This is a genomic window from Halomicrobium sp. HArcht1-1, assembly GCF_058933285.1.
Map to the genome: position 1 here is coordinate 395,821 of NZ_JBZYDL010000001.1, position 16,070 is coordinate 411,890.

General features: G+C 66.8%; 14 protein-coding genes. 6 read left to right on the forward strand and 8 right to left on the reverse strand.

From position 1 onward, the window contains the following. The first annotated feature begins 166 nt into the window (after positions 1–166). Positions 167–841 carry an ABC transporter permease gene (locus AC5FRZ_RS02140; RefSeq protein WP_372479832.1) on the forward strand — a complete coding sequence of 225 codons (675 nt, stop codon included), beginning with the start codon at positions 167–169 and terminating at the stop codon, positions 839–841. Positions 842–860: 19 nt separating this feature from the next. Here AC5FRZ_RS02140 and AC5FRZ_RS02145 read toward each other — a convergent pair whose 3' ends face one another. Both AC5FRZ_RS02145 and AC5FRZ_RS02150 read right to left on the reverse strand, forming a co-directional pair. Then, positions 861–1,277 (reverse strand): plastocyanin/azurin family copper-binding protein, encoded by a 417-nt coding sequence (locus AC5FRZ_RS02145; protein WP_208627620.1) that lies wholly within the window; start codon positions 1,275–1,277, stop codon positions 861–863. Positions 1,278–1,315: 38 nt separating this feature from the next. After that, on the reverse strand, positions 1,316–3,334 hold the full coding sequence (locus tag AC5FRZ_RS02150; RefSeq protein WP_493563738.1) for a helix-hairpin-helix domain-containing protein: 2,019 nt from the start codon (positions 3,332–3,334) through the stop codon (positions 1,316–1,318). An 87-nt stretch (positions 3,335–3,421) separates the two neighbouring features. Here AC5FRZ_RS02150 and AC5FRZ_RS02155 point away from each other — a divergent pair, with 87 nt between their 5' ends. Both AC5FRZ_RS02155 and AC5FRZ_RS02160 read left to right on the forward strand, forming a co-directional pair. Further along, positions 3,422–3,799, forward strand: coding sequence for a universal stress protein (locus tag AC5FRZ_RS02155; RefSeq protein WP_493563739.1), 378 nt, complete (start codon positions 3,422–3,424; stop codon positions 3,797–3,799). Positions 3,800–3,848: 49 nt separating this feature from the next. Continuing rightward, the gene (locus AC5FRZ_RS02160; RefSeq protein ID WP_170093185.1) at positions 3,849–5,375 is read left to right on the forward strand and encodes a glutamate-cysteine ligase family protein; all 1,527 of its coding nucleotides are present in this window, start codon (positions 3,849–3,851) and stop codon (positions 5,373–5,375) included. 100 nt (positions 5,376–5,475) lie between these two features. On the opposite strand, the gene AC5FRZ_RS02165 is transcribed toward AC5FRZ_RS02160, so the two are convergent. Beyond that, complete coding sequence (locus tag AC5FRZ_RS02165; RefSeq protein ID WP_170093186.1) at positions 5,476–6,087, reverse strand: cell division protein CdpA domain-containing protein; 612 nt, start codon at positions 6,085–6,087, stop codon at positions 5,476–5,478. Between the two features lie 123 nt (positions 6,088–6,210). Here AC5FRZ_RS02165 and AC5FRZ_RS02170 point away from each other — a divergent pair, with 123 nt between their 5' ends. After that, a complete protein-coding gene (locus tag AC5FRZ_RS02170) occupies positions 6,211–7,146 on the forward strand; it encodes a GIDE domain-containing protein (protein WP_493563740.1) in 936 nt (311 codons plus the stop codon). A 159-nt stretch (positions 7,147–7,305) separates the two neighbouring features. Here the strand turns inward: AC5FRZ_RS02170 and AC5FRZ_RS02175 are convergent, their stop codons facing one another. The 4 genes from AC5FRZ_RS02175 to AC5FRZ_RS02190 form a co-directional block, all read right to left on the reverse strand. Beyond that, positions 7,306–8,049, reverse strand: coding sequence for a DNA polymerase sliding clamp (locus AC5FRZ_RS02175; RefSeq protein ID WP_153552181.1), 744 nt, complete (start codon positions 8,047–8,049; stop codon positions 7,306–7,308). Positions 8,050–8,122: 73 nt separating this feature from the next. After that, positions 8,123–9,217 (reverse strand): copper-containing nitrite reductase, encoded by a 1,095-nt coding sequence (nirK, locus tag AC5FRZ_RS02180; protein ID WP_208627629.1) that lies wholly within the window; start codon positions 9,215–9,217, stop codon positions 8,123–8,125. A gap of 301 nt (positions 9,218–9,518) precedes the next feature. Continuing rightward, positions 9,519–11,822, reverse strand: a complete 2,304-nt coding sequence (locus AC5FRZ_RS02185; protein WP_372479825.1) for a methyl-accepting chemotaxis protein — start codon at positions 11,820–11,822, stop codon at positions 9,519–9,521. Positions 11,823–11,828: 6 nt separating this feature from the next. After that, positions 11,829–12,935, reverse strand: a complete 1,107-nt coding sequence (locus tag AC5FRZ_RS02190; RefSeq protein WP_372479824.1) for a BMP family lipoprotein — start codon at positions 12,933–12,935, stop codon at positions 11,829–11,831. A gap of 278 nt (positions 12,936–13,213) precedes the next feature. Between AC5FRZ_RS02190 and AC5FRZ_RS02195 the strand changes: the two genes are divergently transcribed. Beyond that, positions 13,214–14,005 (forward strand): 23S rRNA (uridine(2552)-2'-O)-methyltransferase, encoded by a 792-nt coding sequence (locus AC5FRZ_RS02195; RefSeq protein WP_208627632.1) that lies wholly within the window; start codon positions 13,214–13,216, stop codon positions 14,003–14,005. Between the two features lie 514 nt (positions 14,006–14,519). Here the strand turns inward: AC5FRZ_RS02195 and AC5FRZ_RS02200 are convergent. Beyond that, the gene (locus tag AC5FRZ_RS02200) at positions 14,520–15,272 is read right to left on the reverse strand and encodes a pirin family protein (RefSeq protein WP_493563741.1); all 753 of its coding nucleotides are present in this window, start codon (positions 15,270–15,272) and stop codon (positions 14,520–14,522) included. Positions 15,273–15,422: 150 nt separating this feature from the next. Between AC5FRZ_RS02200 and AC5FRZ_RS02205 the strand changes: the two genes are divergently transcribed. After that, positions 15,423–16,043 (forward strand): SWIM zinc finger family protein, encoded by a 621-nt coding sequence (locus AC5FRZ_RS02205; protein ID WP_170093211.1) that lies wholly within the window; start codon positions 15,423–15,425, stop codon positions 16,041–16,043. Positions 16,044–16,070 lie beyond the last annotated feature (27 nt).

Below are 16,070 nucleotides of genomic sequence, written 5' to 3' on the forward strand. Positions count from 1 at the left end.
ATCAACGCCACAGAGAGTTAACGCCGTTTTATCGGCGTGTACGCCCGTCTCTGTTCACTCTGGCTGATCGTGTACGCCCGTACACTCGCCCCGAACGAGCGGCGTCCACGACCGGACGGCCGCGTCGAACAGTAGAGTGAAATGTGCTATCGCTCTACGACGACACATGGCCGATCGGGTTTCCTCGCTGCTCACGCGGACCCAGCGCGAGCGCGTCCGAACCGACTTCGCGGACGTAGAGCAGGCGAAACGTCGCCGGGATCAGCGAAAGATCCGCTCGCGCGTCGCTGCGGGCGTCGAGGACTTCGAACTGCTCGTCGACTACCCGGACCGGCAGTTCGAGCTGGCCTTCGAGGACCACTCCGACGAACTGCTCGAAGCGCGCCTCGCCGACGCGTATCTGACGGTCGAGCGATGCAGAGCGATCAACGATGTCGACCGCGACGACCTGCTCGAACGGGCACAGCAGCGTCGGAGCGCGGTCGAGACGGACGAGACGCCGTCACTCGAAGCCCTCTCGATCCAGACGAGCGAACAGCGCCGACAGCGCGTCGCGGCCGACCTCGCGGAGAGCTACCGCCCGAGTCGGTGGAAACGCCTCTCGGACGCACTGTTGAAGATCGGGCTGGCGCTGATCGCGTTCGTGAGCGTGCTCGCGGTGATCGTCCCCGAGTTCACGAACGGCTTCGGGTCCGTTCCGGGCATCGTCGGTGCCGGTGTGCTGGCGGGCGGCCTCGGCATCGTGGGGCTCCGGGCGGTGAAGTACGACCTGCTCCCGGCGGTGCTGGCGCTCGCGGACGATCCGGCGGGGACGGTCCAGTCCGCGTGGAACCGGCTTTGAGGGTGGCCGCGTCGCCGCTTCACTCCTCGACGACGACCGTCCCCACCATCCCGTTTGCCACGTGGGGCGTACAGATGTAGTCGTACGTGCCCGGGACCTCGAAGGTGTGCTCGAAGGTCTCGCCTTCTTGGAGGGTCTCGTAGCTGTTGCCGGCCTCGTAGCTGGAGAACGGTTCGGCCCCCTCGGGAAGCGAGGCGCTGTCCCACCCGTCGGGCCGACAGCTGACGTTGTGGTTCGGGCTCTGGAACCGCCAGGTGACCGTCGTCCCCGTCGTGACGGTCAGCGGATCGGGCTGGAAGACGTACCTGCCGTTCGGTCCGACCAGCACCTCGTCGTCGCCGGGCGTGGCCGTTTCTGAGTCGCCGCTGCTGGCACAGCCGGCCAGAGCGCCGGTCGCGCTCACGCCGGTCACGCGGAGGAACGTGCGTCGTCGCATCGTCCGAGACGCAGTGCCGGCGCTACAAATAGGGTTCGCTACTCGAATTTCCCGAGCAGGTCGCCGTAGAAGTCGCCCTCGGCGTCGTCGGCCAGCTTCTCGACGATCAGCTCCGGCGTCGAGCGAGCCAGCGTGCCCTTGACCGGCGAGCGATTGACCCGAAGCTCGCCGTCGACCAGCCCCTCGGCCTGGATGCCGTCGACGCTCAGCTCCGCGTCCGCCGCCTCGATGATGTCGCCCGCGAGATGCGAGACGAACACGCCCGTCGCGTCGCACTCGGCGAGGGCTTCGAGGATGCCGGCGACGATCGTCGCCGCCGCGCCGGGCTCGGTGATCGACTCCAGTTCGTCGACCAGCACCATCACGCGGCCGGCGCGAGCGTCGCCCGGACTCCCGTCGACACCGTCGACCAGCGCGCCGAAATCGCGCAGCGTCGCCTCGAAGGCCCCGGCGTCCAGCGTCCCCTGTGTCTTGGCGTGGTAGTGCAGTTCCCGGACGCGGCCGATCCGGGCGTGCTCGGCCGGGACGGGCAGGCCCATGTGGGCCAGCGTCGTCACCAGCGCCACCAGATCCAGCGTCGAGGTCTTCCCGCCGCTGTTGACCCCCGACAGCAGCGCCACGCCGTCGACGCGGTAGTCGACGGGCTCGACGGCTTCGAAGGCCACGTCGAGCAGCGGCGAGCGCCCGCCCTCGATGGCGAAGCCGGGGTCGTCGCCGGTCCCGTCGACCCCTCCTACTTCGGGCATCGTACAGTCGAAGTCGGCGGCGAACCGGGCGATCGCGAGCTCGACGTCCAGTTCGAGTGCGGTCTCGACGAGCGTCTCGGCGGCCCCACGCATCTCGGCGAGGTCGTCGGCCAGCTCCCGTTTCAACCGCGTGGCGCGCTGGTCTCGTGCGGCGGTCAGTTCCTCGCGCAGGCGCGAGACGGCCTCCTCGTTGTGTTCGACGGGGTAGGTCGGATCGTCGGGGAAGGCCCGCCGTGCGACCGCCTCGGTGTCTGTCAGGCCCAGCGTCTCGATCAGGCGGTCGCGGGCCTTCGCGACGGCGGCGTCGTACTCGTCTGCCAGCTCTCTGGACAGCAGCGAGTCCACTCCGGCCCCTCGCTCGACGAGCGAGAGCAGGTCCGTCCCCTCGATGGTCACGTCTCGCTCTTCGATTGCCTCCCGGAGGTGGTCGTTGGCGGCGGACTCGGCCGTCGAGACCGCCGCATCGAGGTCGTCGACGGCGACGGTCAGCCGATCGAGTTCGTCGTCGCCTCGCACGCCACCGTCTTCGGCGAGCCGGTCCAGCGCGCTCTCCAGGGCGTCCAGATCACAGGGGGCATCGAGGTCGGCCACACGGTGTACCGCGACGGCCGCCCGGATTCGGTCCCGGTTGCGCGTGAAAAACGCAAGCGGGCGCTCTGGCACCACGTCGGCGGGGTTCTCCAGTGCGTCGGGCTGGACGCGCACGTCTCCGTCCACGTCGAGGCCGGCGAACGACTCGTCCAGCGCGACGACGGTCGCGTAGCTGCGACCCAGCTCAGCGAGCTGTCTGGCGTCGTCGACCACCTCGACGGTGACTTCCGGGATCGCCGCCTGTGCCTCGGCGTAGCGCTCGGCGTCGGTCGTCGCCAGACACCGGTCTCGGACGCGCACGTCGCTGGGATCTGCCAGCGGTTCGACGGCCGACAGCGCGTCGCGGACCGCCTCGTCTGGTTCGCGTTCCATCGCCGCCCGCGCTCGCTCCCGGACGGCCGCGATGCGCTCGGGGACGACGCTGGGATAGATCGTCTCCAGGCGCTTCTCGGCGTAGTCGGTGACGGTCCGGTCCTGTAAGAGTCCCAGCGCTTCCCGATACATCTCGCGTGCGCGACTCGTCGCGGCCCACCCGCCGGGGTCGTCGTGTTCGTCCCGGATGGCCGCTCGCGCGATCCGGGCGGCCCGTCCCTCGCTGATCCCCGGGGCCTGGGCCAGCGTCGCCACGTCCCCCTCGCGAAGCGCCCGCTCGGGATCGTCGAGTTCGGCCAGTGCCGCCGCCGTCTTCTCCCCAACGCCGGAGACCGATTCGAGCTCCATCTACCCGACTCCTGCACCCCGGCGGAAAAAAGTCTCCCGCTCGTCGCGATCCCAACGGATTTGCCGACAGCGGTCGACCGAGCGGGCATGACGGAGTATCTCGTCGCCACGTCGTCCGTCCACGTCACGGCCGCCGCCGCCGACTACCTCCAGGAGCGCCTCGATCCGGCGACCGACGAGGTCGTCGTCGTGGCGGTTCGCGAGGCCGACAGTCCCGGCCGCGACGCCGGTGACGCGGCCAACGTCGCCCGGTCGCGACTGGCCGCCGTCGCGCCGACGGTGGAGACTCCCGACGGCGATCCGACCGAGACGCTGCTCGACGCAATCGAACGGCGAGCCCCCGACGTGGTCCTGGCTGGGCCGAACCGGGGCGTCGAAGGAGCCGAGGGCGTCGGCTCGACCGTCCGGGCGCTCCTCGAACGGGCGCGGTGTCCGGTCGTCGTCGTCCCGTTGCCCGAGCTCTGAGGGGTGTCGGGACGGCCCTTTTAACACTGGGGACGGAGAAGGCGCTTGCATGTCCGCCTCGGAACTGGCGCAACGAGTGCGAGAGGCACTGTCGGCCGACGGCGACGAGTTCGAGGCTCGTGCCGCCGAGGAGGCCGAGTGGCTCAAAGCGGAGGTCCGCGATGGCACCTTCGACAACACCGAAGCGATCGTCGGGCTGGAGCTGGAGCTGTACGCCGTCGACGACCGGACCGACGCCCTCCAGCGCGTGCCCCGGAACCTCCTGGAGCTGATCGGCTTCGAGAAGGAGCTGGGGCTGCACAACGCCGAAATGCAGACCAGCCCCCAACCGCTCAACGAACACGGACTGGAGGCCCAGCTCGCGGAGCTGCGGGCCAACCTCGCGCCCGCGCTCGAACAGACGCACACGGAGAACATCCAGCTGGTCTCCGACGGGATGTGGACGGTCCCGCCGAACGGCGAGACCGCGAGTGGCTACCTCTGTGACTCCGTCGAGGAGCAGGGGATCCGCATCGCGACCAACATGTCTGCCGCAGTGCGCTACCACGCGATGGCGAACACGGACTACCCGTCGGGGATGGCCCTGGACGCGCCCAACGTCTCGCTCCAGGCCGACACCGTGATGCCAGAGAGCCTCATCACCTCGATTCAGCCCCACTACCAGATCCCGCACGCGCCGGATCTCCCGGAGTACTTCCGGTACGCCTTGCGGATCGCCGGCCCGCTGGTCGCGCTGGGGGTCAACTCGCCGTTCTTCCCGCCGGAGCTCTACGACGACGTGCCAGACAGCCGGATCGTCGACGAGGCCCACATGGAACACCGGATCGGCGTCTTCGAGTCGGTGCTGAACCCGCGCGAGACCGGCTCCGGGACGGACGCGCAGCCGAAAGTCACCTTCCCGACGGACTTCGAGACCGTCGAGGCGGCCATCGACGACGTGGTCGCCGACACCACGATCGTCCCGATGTCGGTGTCGACGGGCGAGCGCTTCGACGACGCCTTCGCACACCTTCGGCACAAACACGGCTCGTACTGGCGGTGGGTCCGACCGGTGTTCGACGGCCCGACGCGGTCGGCCGCCAACGCCCGCATCGAGTTCCGGCCCCTGCCCGGACAACCGACCGTCAGCGACGCCGTCGCCTTCCAGGCCGTGTTCGCCGGCCTGATGAAGAGCCTCACCCGGCTGGAACACCCCGTGCGCTCGCTGGACTGGGAAACGGCCGAGGCGAACTTCTACGCGGCCGCTCGCGACGGGCTGCGGGCCGACTTCGAGTGGATCACCGCCGACGGCACCGAGACCAGCGCCGTCGACGAGATCTACGGCGAGCTGTTCGAACTCGCCCGCGAGGGACTGGAGGGCCGCGGGCTCTCGACGGAGCAGGCCCTCGGGTACATCCAGCCGCTCAAGGAGCGCGTCGACCGGCGGCTCACTCCCGCCCGCTGGAAACACGAGCAGGTCCAGACGGCCGTCGACGAGGGCGTCCCGCTGACGGAGGCGATCTGGGGGATGCAGTCACGCTACGTCGACCACCAGTCCGAGACGCTGCTCGACGGGAGCTTCACCGACTGGCTGTAGCCGACGCCACGTGGTCGACGGTCGGGCGGGACCCACTTCAGCGTCGGCTCCCGGTCTTTTCGTCTCGAAACGGCGACGGACTGGCCTTCGGCCGCGCGCGCTACTCGTCGACTCGCTCTTCGAGCTCCCGGATGACCTGCTCGGTCTCGCCGCCGTCGCCCCGGACGACCTGCTTGTACTCCGAGTACTCCTCGCGAGACAGCTCTACCGTCTTGGTCTCGCCCTCTCGCCGCAGTTCGAGCCGAACGGTGCCGTGTGGGTTGTTGCGGATCCGGTAGCTGGCGACGGCGGTGAAGACGAACCAGAACGCCAGCGACCCCCCGAGGAAGTACACGGTCGTGGTCGGGAAGGCCAGCGACTGAGCGGTCCCGGTCCACCGGGCCGGGTAGGCGTAGGCGAACAGGCCGACGCCGACGACACAGAGGAGCGTGCCCGCGAGCACGCCGACGTGCTCGCGGCGCGTCGCTGGCAGGACGACGACGACCGACGCGAGCGACGCCGGGACACCCAGTCCCGCGAGGACGCCGGCCAGCGACTGGGCCTCGGTCGCGCTGTCGGCTCCCAGTAGCGTCCCGAGCGGCGTCGTCACGATGAGGATGCCGACGACGACGGCGAGCACGCCGACCGCGAACAGCACGACCCCGGCGTAGACGCGTCTCGGATCGCGCCCGTTCCAGCGGGAACCGCCGTAGGCGTCGCCGAGACTCTCCATACGCGGCTACTCGTGGTCGTCGTACAAAAGGGTCCGTCAGACGGTCGCAAGACGGAGCGGGCTCGGTCCCCCTCGCGGTCGACGGTCCGTAGCGGTTAGGTACTCCCCGCCGGAACCCCCGCTATGGCCGATCCGTTCGGACTCTTTCTGGGTTTCGTGGCTCTCCTGGCCGTGGCCTTCCTCGCGGTGTACGCCTACTACGAGAGTGCCGGCGCACCGGCACCGCTCCGCACCCGCCACGGACTGACGCCGGGGCGATCGGCGGTCGCCGTCGCTGTCGGCGTCGGCGTCGCCGTGCTGGTCGTCGCCGTCGGCGGGCGAGTCTCGTTCGAGGCGGTGTTCGCCAGCCGACGATACGTCCTCCGGGTCGGTCTCTGGGTGGTCGTCCTCGTCGGCGCCTGCGAGGCAGTGGCCGGGGGCTACGGCTTCGCCCGCCGGTGGTGGCGGTGCCGGCCCGACCAGGTCGACGCCACGGGGCGGGCCGAGACGGGGACGACGGCGGTGTCCGGTACGGTGACCGACGGCCACGCCGACGCTGCGCCCGTGACCGGTCGCTCGGCGGTCTGCTGGTCGTGGTCCGTCTCGGTCACCGGGCCGGGACTGCGACGCTACGACGAGGACGACCCCCACCGGACCGTCGACGGCGGCACCGGCGGCTGTCCCTTCGTCCTCGACGACGGCTCCGGCCCGCTGTGTGTCGATCCCACCGACGCGACGCTCGCTCTCGACGGGGAGCGGTCGGTCGTCCGGCGACCGGACAGCGAGCCGCCCGACGGCTTCGCCCATCCCGCACCCAGCGTCGAAGCCGACTACGCCGATCGGCCACGCGAGTACACCGAGGCGGTGCTCCGGCCCGGCGACACCGTGACTGTCTGGGGTGCGGTGGTGAGCGACGACGACGGACCGGTCCTCCGCGGTCCCCGGACCACGATCGTCGCCGGGTCGCCGGCCGGCGTCGCGCGGCGGTACCGCCGCCGGGCCGCTGGCTACGCTCTCGCCGGGATCGCGGGCGGTGCCGTCGGCGTCCTCGGCCTGCTCTGGAGCGTCGGCGGGCTCTGATGTCGTCTCCCCCGTCCGATCTCGACAGGCTACGTATCGATCGCTCTGACTGGGGGCGATATCGGGAGACAGCAGCAAAACGCGGCTGACACTGCTGGCCGTCACTGCGACGCGGTATTCGCGATCTGGCGAGCTTCTCCCCAGACGTAGTCGGCAGCGTTACTCGCTCTGGATGCGCGGCGCGAGCATGTAGGTGACCGATCCCTGTCCCTCGGCGAAGTCGAAGTGCATCTTGACGGGGAACTCGTCGCCCAGTTCCATCCGGACCTCGGCGTCTTTCGGGATCGCCTTGTTCATGTTCTGCAGGTAGTCGAGTGAGAACAGCGAGTGAGCGTCGCCGGGCGTGAGATCGATCAGGTCCTCGCGGTCGAGTTCGAGGTGGACGTCGTCGGTGTCGCCCTCGGCGTCGACGTAGAACAGTTCGTCGGTGGCGTCGACTCCCAGCGCGATGTGATCGGAGACCATGTCGGCGGCGGTGACGGCACGGTCGATGTCTTTGCCCTCGATGACGACGTGGGCCGCCAGGTCGAGATCCGGCAGGTCCGGCTCCTGTCGGATCGAATCGGGGTCGATCAGCGCGAGCGTGTACTCCAGCCCGTCGATGGCGATGTGGAGCTTGCGCGTCTCTTCGTCCAGTTCGAGGTGGACGAGCTGTCCGGCGTCGGCCATGCCGGCGATGTCTTCGAGCCGCGAGAGGTTGACACCGATGAGGCCGCCGTCGGTCTCGTAGGATTCGAAGGCTGCGGCTTCGAGTGTGAGATCGACCATCCCGACGTTTGCGGGATCGACGGCGCGAATTTCGAGGCCCTCCTCGTTCAGGTGGATCTTGCACTCGTCCACCAGCACGCTCACGGAGTCGAGTGTCGCCTGGAGCGTGTCTGCGCTCACGATGGCGTTGAACATCTTGGCCACGGCTACGCCCCCATCCATTAAAAAAGACGCCATTCATCGCGTGCGCGTGCGGCGACGACCGTCGTCAGGGCTCGGGGTCGAACACGTCGGGTTGTTCGTCGCCTTCCCGCATGATGACGGCCATGTTGCCCTTGCGAGCGACTCGGGTGAGCGCGTGGTCGACGAGCTTGATCGCACCGGGCACCTCGGCGTGCAGCGTCGCGATGACCGTCGATCCGGGCTTGACCGGCGTCGTCTGGACGTTGACGTGGGGATCGCTCTCGATGGCACCCTGTGGGTACACCTCGTCCCAGACGGAGCCGATGGGGTGGAAGCTCGAATCGAGGTTCGGACCGCCAACCGCCATGTACACCCTCGCGGTGTCGCCCACCTGCATCGTCGGCGCGCCGTGGACGTCGGGCGTGATCGCGTACTTCTCCCCGTTGGTGAGGACGTAGGTCGGGTCCTCTGCCTTCATCGACTCGAAGTCGAAGTCGTGGTGGCCCTCTTCGCCGGTCTCGCCCGTCGTGTACAGCTCGTGCTGCCCGAAGTAGAACTCGTGGTCGACCTCGGGCAGCCCGTCTTCCGGTTCGACGAGGATCATGCCGAACATCCCCGAGGAAATGTGCATGTCGAGGTTCGGCACGGCACAGTGGTAGATGTACGAGCCCGCGTACGTCGCTTTGAACCGGAAGGTCTCGGTCTCGCCGGGTGCCACCATCGACGCCTCCGCGCCGCCGCCGGGACCGCGCACCGCGTGGAGGTCGATGTTGTGGGGCATCGAGTTCCCCTCCTCGTTCGTGATGGTCAACTCGACGGTGTCGCCCTTCCGAACGCGGATCATCGGCCCGGGGATCTGGTCCTCGAAGGCCATGTACGTGTACGTGACGCCGGGCTCGACCTCGGCGACTAACTCCTTGGTCGTCAACTCGACCTCGACCGTCTCGGGTTCGTCTCGATCGATCGGCTCGGGAATGTCGGTCGGATCAGCGGCGATACGGTCGACGTCGGTCTCCTTGGCTGGGTTCATGCTTGGCTCCTGTGGGGTCGCGCGATCAGTCGTCGATACCTCGGTCGCCTCCTGGTTGCTCGGCGCGGTACAGCCAGCGAGGGCGGCCGTCCCGCCGACACCGAGCGCCTTGAGCACGCGGCGACGCGTCGAGCGTGGAATGGATGACATTGAGCTTGCCTCCGACATCTGTACCTTTCTGCCCAGACCACATATATACAGAAGCGGCTTCTCAGGCCGTCAGAAGCGCCCGAACAAGTTCGGGATGTACAGAAAACACGTACTACTACACGACGATAGCTATGCCTTCGTACCGCGGGCCGTCTGCCTGTAACGGCGTTCGTCGTCAAGAGGTGGTTGACGCGGTGACGCAATGACAGGTAACAGTCTCATACGGATTATTGTAGATCTTTACCGGATTGACCGCACACCGTGGTGCGGTCGACCGGGAAAACGGCTACACTAATCCGTATCAGTCCCTGCCGTCGGTTTCGGATTCGTCGTCGACGGTGAAGGCGTCCAGAGAGTCTGCAAGCGTCGTCGCACGCTCGTTGAGCGTGGCGGCACTGCTCGCGATCTCGGCGACCGACGCCGTCTGCTCTTCGGCGGCGGCCGAGACTTGCTCTGCACTCTCGGTCACCTCCTGACTGATCTCCGTGACCTCGTCGACCTGACTGACGACGCGCTGCGTGGCGTCGGCCTGTTCGTCCGTGGTCGTGCTGATGTCTTGGACGCCCTGATTGGTGTCTTCGATCGCGTCGACGATCTCCTGTAGCGTGCTGGAGACTTCTCTGACGGTCTCGACCCCGTTACTGATTTGATCTCTCGTCGTTCGGATGTCTGTGACTGTCTCGTCGGTCGCATTCTGGAGTTCGTCGATCTGTGTCTCGATTTGCTCTGCCGCGGTCTTCGTCTCCTCGGCGAGATTCTTGACCTCGTCGGCGACGACGTTGAATCCCTCGCCGCTGCCGTCGGCGTGGGCAGCCTCGATGTTCGCGTTGAGTGCCAGGAGGTTCGTCTGCTCTGCGATGTCGGTGATGAAGTCGACGACCTTGCCGATCTCGTCCATCTGGCTCTGGAGTTCGAGCATCTGTTCGACGGCGGCATCCGAGCGTGACTCGATCTCGGCCATGTCGTCGATGGCAGAGCGGGCCGCTTCTCGCCCCTCCTTTCCGCGTTCTGCCGTCTCGCCTGCCGTGTTGGCGACCGTCGCGGACGCGGACGCCACTTCTTCGATGCTCGCCGAGAGGTTGTTCATGTCGCCGGCAGTCTCTTCGAGTGTCTCGTTTTGCCGGAGTGCACCGTCGGAGATCTGCTGGATCCGTTCGGCGACGGTCTGGCTTGTGGTCTCTATCTCACCGGCACCGCTCGAGACCTCTTCACTCGCTGTCGCGACTTCCTCTGCGAAGGCCATCACGCTGCCGACGGTCGATTCGAGTTGGTCGATCATCGCGTTGAACTCCGTCGCGATCTCGACCATCGCTTCCTGATCGGTGTCGAGGTCCATCCGACGAGTGAGGTCGCCGTCCGCAACTGCCCGCATCACGTCGCTGTAGGCCGCGGCCTGCTCTTTGAGCTGCTGGCTGACTGCTTCTGCCTGCTGTTTCGCGGCCTCGGCTTCCTCACGTGCCGACTCGGCCTCCGAACGAGACTGTTCGGCCTCTTCGAGTGCCTCTTCGGCCTCGGTGATACGTCGCCGGAGAGAGTTACGCATCGCGTCGAAACTGTCGTACAGTCTGCCGATCTCGTCTTCCCGCCCGGTGTCGAGATCGACGTCGAGGTCGCCAGCCTCCATCTGTTCGGCTCGGCTTCGGAGGCGCGTCAGCGGGCTGATCGTCCGCTTGCCGAGCACGACTCCGACGACGCCGAGCGACAGGAGTCCGAGCACCACGAGTAGCCCGACCGACTGGGCGACGTCGTTACGGACGGCGAAGGCCGTCGAAGTCTCGATGTCAGTCATGGCGACCCAGTCGGTGCCGGGAACGGTCGCGTACGCGTAGACACGGTCAGTCCCGATCCGGGTCGTCGTGCCGTTCACGGTTCCGTTCCGGATCGCCCCGAACTGCTGGGTGTGTTCCGTCGTCGACACTGTCCGGTCGATGTCGAGGACTGTCTCTCCGTTTTCGTTGACGATCGTCGTCCGTTGGTCGGTGTTTTCCCCCTGGATCCGTTCGAGTTGTGGTTGGATCCGACTGACGACGACGACGTAGGAGTTGGGCCGCTGTGGGACGGAACTAGCGAACGCCATCACCGGCCGATCGTTGAGAACCGGTGAGCGGTACGAGCGGTCCGACTGCCAAACGCGGCTGTTCTCTCCCGGCCCTTCGGGTACCTCTGCGTCGGTCCACGGAGCGTCGACCTCGTCGAGTGAGCGATCTTCGATCGGTAGCTCCGTGCTCGCGACGACCCGGTTCTGGCTCGTGTTCACGTAGTGCATGCTCACGATGTCTTCCGAGAGCAACTGATCCTGCAACAGGATGTGTGCCGCCGCCGTCCGGTCGGACTGGAGTGGTTCGCCACTGGACACCGACCGGGTACTCGTTCGCATCTCTGCGACCCACGAACCGATCGACTCGCCCTGGAGTTTGCTGGTCTCTTCCAGTTGCTGCGTCGTACTGCGCTCGACCGTCTCCTCGGCTTGGACGTAGGTCATCCCCCCGACCCCGGCAATGACGATCATGACCGCGAGAAACGCGATCGCGAACTGTGCGGCGTACCGCTGTCGGACGAACGACGGCGTGAGCAGACGGCCGTAGCGCGTGAGTCGATCACTCATCTGTCGTCACCCCTCTACCTCCGTCGGAACCGTGATCTCTCCGGCGACGATGTCGTCTCTCGACTGCTGGAGTGCCGCGGCGACCTCGTCGGGGACGGCGGGTTCCAGCGAGATACCGTAGACTAGGTCGACGCCGTTGGCTTCGAGGCCCAACGAGACGACGTTGCCGCCCTGGAAGTCGTTCTCGACCACGTCGGTGGTGGCGCTGTAGACCGCGTTGTCGACGCGCTTGACCATGCTCGCGAGGATCACGTCGGCGTACTGTGGATTGCTCCGAGACTGGTCGGCGTCGACCCCGATCGCGTACCGGTTCGACGCTTGAGCGGCCTGAAAGACCCCGAGCCCTGCACTGCCTGCGGCGTGATAGACGATGTCTGCGCCCTCGTCGTACATCGCCTTCGCAGTATCGTACGCCCCTTCGATGTCACTGAAGTTCCCCAGATACGACGAGCGGACGGTCACGTCCGAATCGGCGTAGTTCGTCCCGGCCCGGTATCCCGCCTCGAAGCGCTCGATCAGCGGATTCTCGACACCGCCGACGAAGCCGACTGTCCGCTGGTCGGGGACTGTCGCGCCGGTACCGAGATCGATCTCTCTACTCGTCAGTTCGCCCGCGAGGTGGCCGGCCTGGAACGACCCCTCGTGCTCACTGAAGACGTAACTGGCCACGTTCTCGGCGTCGACGACACTGTCGACGATCATGAACCGCTGCTCGGGAGACTCGGATGCGATGTCGCTCAGTGATCCCTCCTGGACGAAGCCGATACAACAGAGAAGATCGTAGTCAGGTGCCTTGCTGTCGGCCAGTCGTTGCTGGAGCAGTGCGATGTCGTCTCGAGTCTCGGGTTCGTGATTCGAGAACGAGATCCCGTAGTCGAGTCGCGCCCGCTGGATACCCCTGTTTGCGGCGTCGTTGAACGATCGATCGTCGAGTCCGGCGAGGGCGTATATCATGCCGACCTGCGTGACATCCTCGTCGACCTGTTCGGTCTCTGTCTGTCGACCTGTCGACTCGTTATCCCCCGTGATGTCCGAGCAGCCTGCGAGCCCGGCCGCGCCGACACTGGCGGTCGCCTGGAGCAGTTGTCGTCTGGTAAAGCGTGGGAAACTCATTGCACGTTACCTTTCAGACGGATCTGTTCGATAAAGAGTGTATCTCACCAATATCGTAATTGATAATATATATGGTAGTCACTCACTCACACTGGTATGGTCGCTCCAGAGAGCCGCCCCGACCACGCGAGACGAACAGACAGCCATCCGTACGGTGGTGTGTCGCTTCGGTTCCGATCGCTCATTCGATGTCCCTTTCCCCTTCGGCCGCGTCCATCAGTGTATGACCACCAGTACGTCCCGACACGGAGAGCGAGTCTCACGGAGGCAACCGTAACATGTCCGGGAAAGACGACTACTACAACAGGGCCAAGCAAGAGGGGTATCGCGCCCGCTCGGCCTACAAGCTACAGCAACTCGACGAGACCGCCGGCCTGCTGGGCCAGAACCGGACGGTGCTGGACCTCGGGGCCGCACCCGGCGGCTGGATGCAGGTCGCCGCGGAACGCGTCGGCAGCGGCGGCGTCGTGATCGGCGTCGACCGCCAGCGCATCGACGACCTCGACGATCCCGACCCGAAAGTCGAGACGATCCGCGGGGACATGACCGACGAGGCGACGAAAGCGGAGGTGCGCGACGTGGTCGGTGCCGAGGGCGACGAGCGGCCGGTCGACGTGGTCATCTCCGACCTCGCGCCGAACATGACCGGGGAGTACGACCTCGATCACGCCCGCTCGATCCACCTCGCACGCCAGGCGTTCGCGGTCGCCGAGGACGTGCTCGCGACCGGCGGCGACTTCGCGGTGAAGGTGTTCGACGGCCAGGACCTCGCCGACCTGGAGGCCGACATCGAGAGCGAGTTCGAGTACGTCCGGCAGGTCCGGCCCGACGCCTCTCGGGACTCGTCGTCGGAGCTGTACCTCGTCGCGAAGGGCTTTCTCACCGCGCCGGTCCGCGAGGGCGACACGGTGGAAGTCACCATCGAGGACGTGGGCAGCGAAGGCGACGGCATCGCCAAGGTCGAGGGGTACACGCTGTTCGTCTCCGGGACCGAAACGGGCGACACCGTCACGGTCCGGGTCGACGACGTGAAGCCGAACTTCGGGTTCGCACAACCGATCGGCGAGTAGCCCGTTCGGGTACGTCGTCGTCCCCTCTCGACAGACGGCGTCTCGGCACTGGCTCAGATCTGTCGGTCCGTACAGCTGCGAGTTCACCAGTCAGGCGTCCGTACCTCTTTATTGGATGACCGTCTGGAAGAGATATGGTTCCCCTTTCCAAATACTGGTCTAGTAAACCTGTCCAGTTCCTCCTTGTCGTAATCTCTGCAGTCATCGCTATCGACCTGTCTTACGAGTATTGGGCGACAGCAGGGCGAGCTAATATCTATCTCGGTGTCATCGGTGTATGCACGCTACTGGTCGTGCTTTTTTCTACACTTGGTTCTAAATCTGACAACGTTCAAAAATCGGACTGATAGACTCAGCACCTGTACTGACCGCACGTTTGCCGTAGCATCCGGGCGACCGAGCGGTCCGGAGGACCCGGCAGGTCGCCGGCAGCCTCACTTCGCGACGCTCAGTGAGACCGCGTTTTTGCGCAAGCGGTCGCCGAAGGCGACCCGTAGCGCAAAAAGGTGGTCGGCTATCGTCCGATCGTCCCCTGTCGCGTGACCGGCGCGTCGGGGTCGATGAGGAACGCGACGACGATGGCGTCGTCCTCCGCCGTGAGCGTCGCCGTTCCGTCGCCGACGACCAGTGCGCTCTCGGTCTCCGCCAGCGTCGCGTCGTCGACGGTTGCCGCTCCCTCGAACACGTAGACGTAGGTGTCCCGGCCCGCTCGCTCCGGGAGCGTGATCTCGTCGCCCTCGTCGAGTCGCAGATCGTACAGGTCCACCTCGTTGCGAACCGTGACGGGGGCGTCCGACCCCTCGGGGCCGAACACGCGACGCCACTCGCCGTCGACCGGGTCGGGGAGGGGTTCGTGCTGGATGTCGGGGTCCAGGTCGAGGCTGTGGGGCCGGACGAAGATCTGGAGCATCCGCAGCGCCGGATCGTCGGCATCGGTCCGCTCGGCGTGCCAGAACTCCCGGCCGGCGTTCATCGCCATGACGTGCTCGCTGTCGGTGACGAGGTCGTTGCCCCGCCGGTCGTCGTGGCGCATCACGCCCGCTGGGACCCAGGAGACGATCTCCTCGTTGCGGTGGGGGTGCATCCCGATCAGCGTGTCCGGGTCCATGAACGACTCGACGACCGTCGCCAGCGGGCCGTAGCCGTGGTCCTCGTGGTCCGGGTGGTTCCGGCCGGGGAAGTTGAAGTGGATTCGGAACTTGCCCTGGTTCTGGGCCACGTCCGTCCGCGGGGCCGTGTAGATCTCCGTCGTCGTCTGCTGGCTCATACCGCTCGTTGGGCGTCGAGACACATATGCTGGCGGTGGCATCGCTGTCACCCGTCGGGTGACGCTCCACACCGGCCGAGCGATTTAGGCTGCTGGAGCACCTACCTGTTCGTACGGACACACCTCGCCCAAACACCCGTGTCCACCACTATGACGCTCATCGATCCCGCCGACGCGCCGCGCAAGACTGCACTGGCTCCCGACCTTCGACGACTCGACGAGCGGGCCGCTCGTGCCTGGACGGAGGCGATGGCGGTACGGTCGCTTCCGGGCTCGCGCTACGCCGTCGACTCCGAGAGCGGTGCGACCTACGTCGTCGACGCGACGACCGGCAGCTGTACCTGTCCCGACCACGAGATCAGAGGTCGGCGGTGCAAGCACGTCCGCCGGGTGGCCATCGAGATCACCGCCGGTCGGGTCCCACCGCCGGGACAGGTCCGGGCGGTGTGTGACGCCTGCGAGACCGAGACGTTCGTTCCCGAGGACGCCCCGACGCCCCACCTCTGTGCGACCTGCGCGCTCGATCCGGGGGCGGTCGTCCTCGACCGGGAGACGGGCGACCGGCTGGTCGTCGTCCGCGTCACCGATCGGCGGGCCGACGACGTCCGCGTCGACGCCGCGGACTGTACGGTCGCGGCCTACCCCACCAACGAGGGGTATCCGGCCGACGACGTCGTCGTCGAGGTGGCGTATCTGGGCGACGGCGACCGCCGGTACTCGTTCCCCCGGTCGCGGCTCCGGCGAACGGACGACGCGGCGCTGCTCGCGTGACCGAGCGCCGTCCCCAGGCCCCGACGC

Coding starts and splice junctions, on each gene's coding strand:
- AC5FRZ_RS02140 (WP_372479832.1), top strand. CDS start 167: ATGGCCGATCGGGTTTCCTCGCTGCTCACGCGGACCCAGCGCGAGCGC.
- AC5FRZ_RS02145 (WP_208627620.1), bottom strand. CDS start 1,277: ATGCGACGACGCACGTTCCTCCGCGTGACCGGCGTGAGCGCGACCGGC.
- AC5FRZ_RS02150 (WP_493563738.1), bottom strand. CDS start 3,334: ATGGAGCTCGAATCGGTCTCCGGCGTTGGGGAGAAGACGGCGGCGGCA.
- AC5FRZ_RS02155 (WP_493563739.1), top strand. CDS start 3,422: ATGACGGAGTATCTCGTCGCCACGTCGTCCGTCCACGTCACGGCCGCC.
- AC5FRZ_RS02160 (WP_170093185.1), top strand. CDS start 3,849: ATGTCCGCCTCGGAACTGGCGCAACGAGTGCGAGAGGCACTGTCGGCC.
- AC5FRZ_RS02165 (WP_170093186.1), bottom strand. CDS start 6,087: ATGGAGAGTCTCGGCGACGCCTACGGCGGTTCCCGCTGGAACGGGCGC.
- AC5FRZ_RS02170 (WP_493563740.1), top strand. CDS start 6,211: ATGGCCGATCCGTTCGGACTCTTTCTGGGTTTCGTGGCTCTCCTGGCC.
- AC5FRZ_RS02175 (WP_153552181.1), bottom strand. CDS start 8,049: ATGTTCAACGCCATCGTGAGCGCAGACACGCTCCAGGCGACACTCGAC.
- nirK (WP_208627629.1), bottom strand. CDS start 9,217: ATGTCATCCATTCCACGCTCGACGCGTCGCCGCGTGCTCAAGGCGCTC.
- AC5FRZ_RS02185 (WP_372479825.1), bottom strand. CDS start 11,822: ATGAGTGATCGACTCACGCGCTACGGCCGTCTGCTCACGCCGTCGTTC.
- AC5FRZ_RS02190 (WP_372479824.1), bottom strand. CDS start 12,935: ATGAGTTTCCCACGCTTTACCAGACGACAACTGCTCCAGGCGACCGCC.
- AC5FRZ_RS02195 (WP_208627632.1), top strand. CDS start 13,214: ATGTCCGGGAAAGACGACTACTACAACAGGGCCAAGCAAGAGGGGTAT.
- AC5FRZ_RS02200 (WP_493563741.1), bottom strand. CDS start 15,272: ATGAGCCAGCAGACGACGACGGAGATCTACACGGCCCCGCGGACGGAC.
- AC5FRZ_RS02205 (WP_170093211.1), top strand. CDS start 15,423: ATGACGCTCATCGATCCCGCCGACGCGCCGCGCAAGACTGCACTGGCT.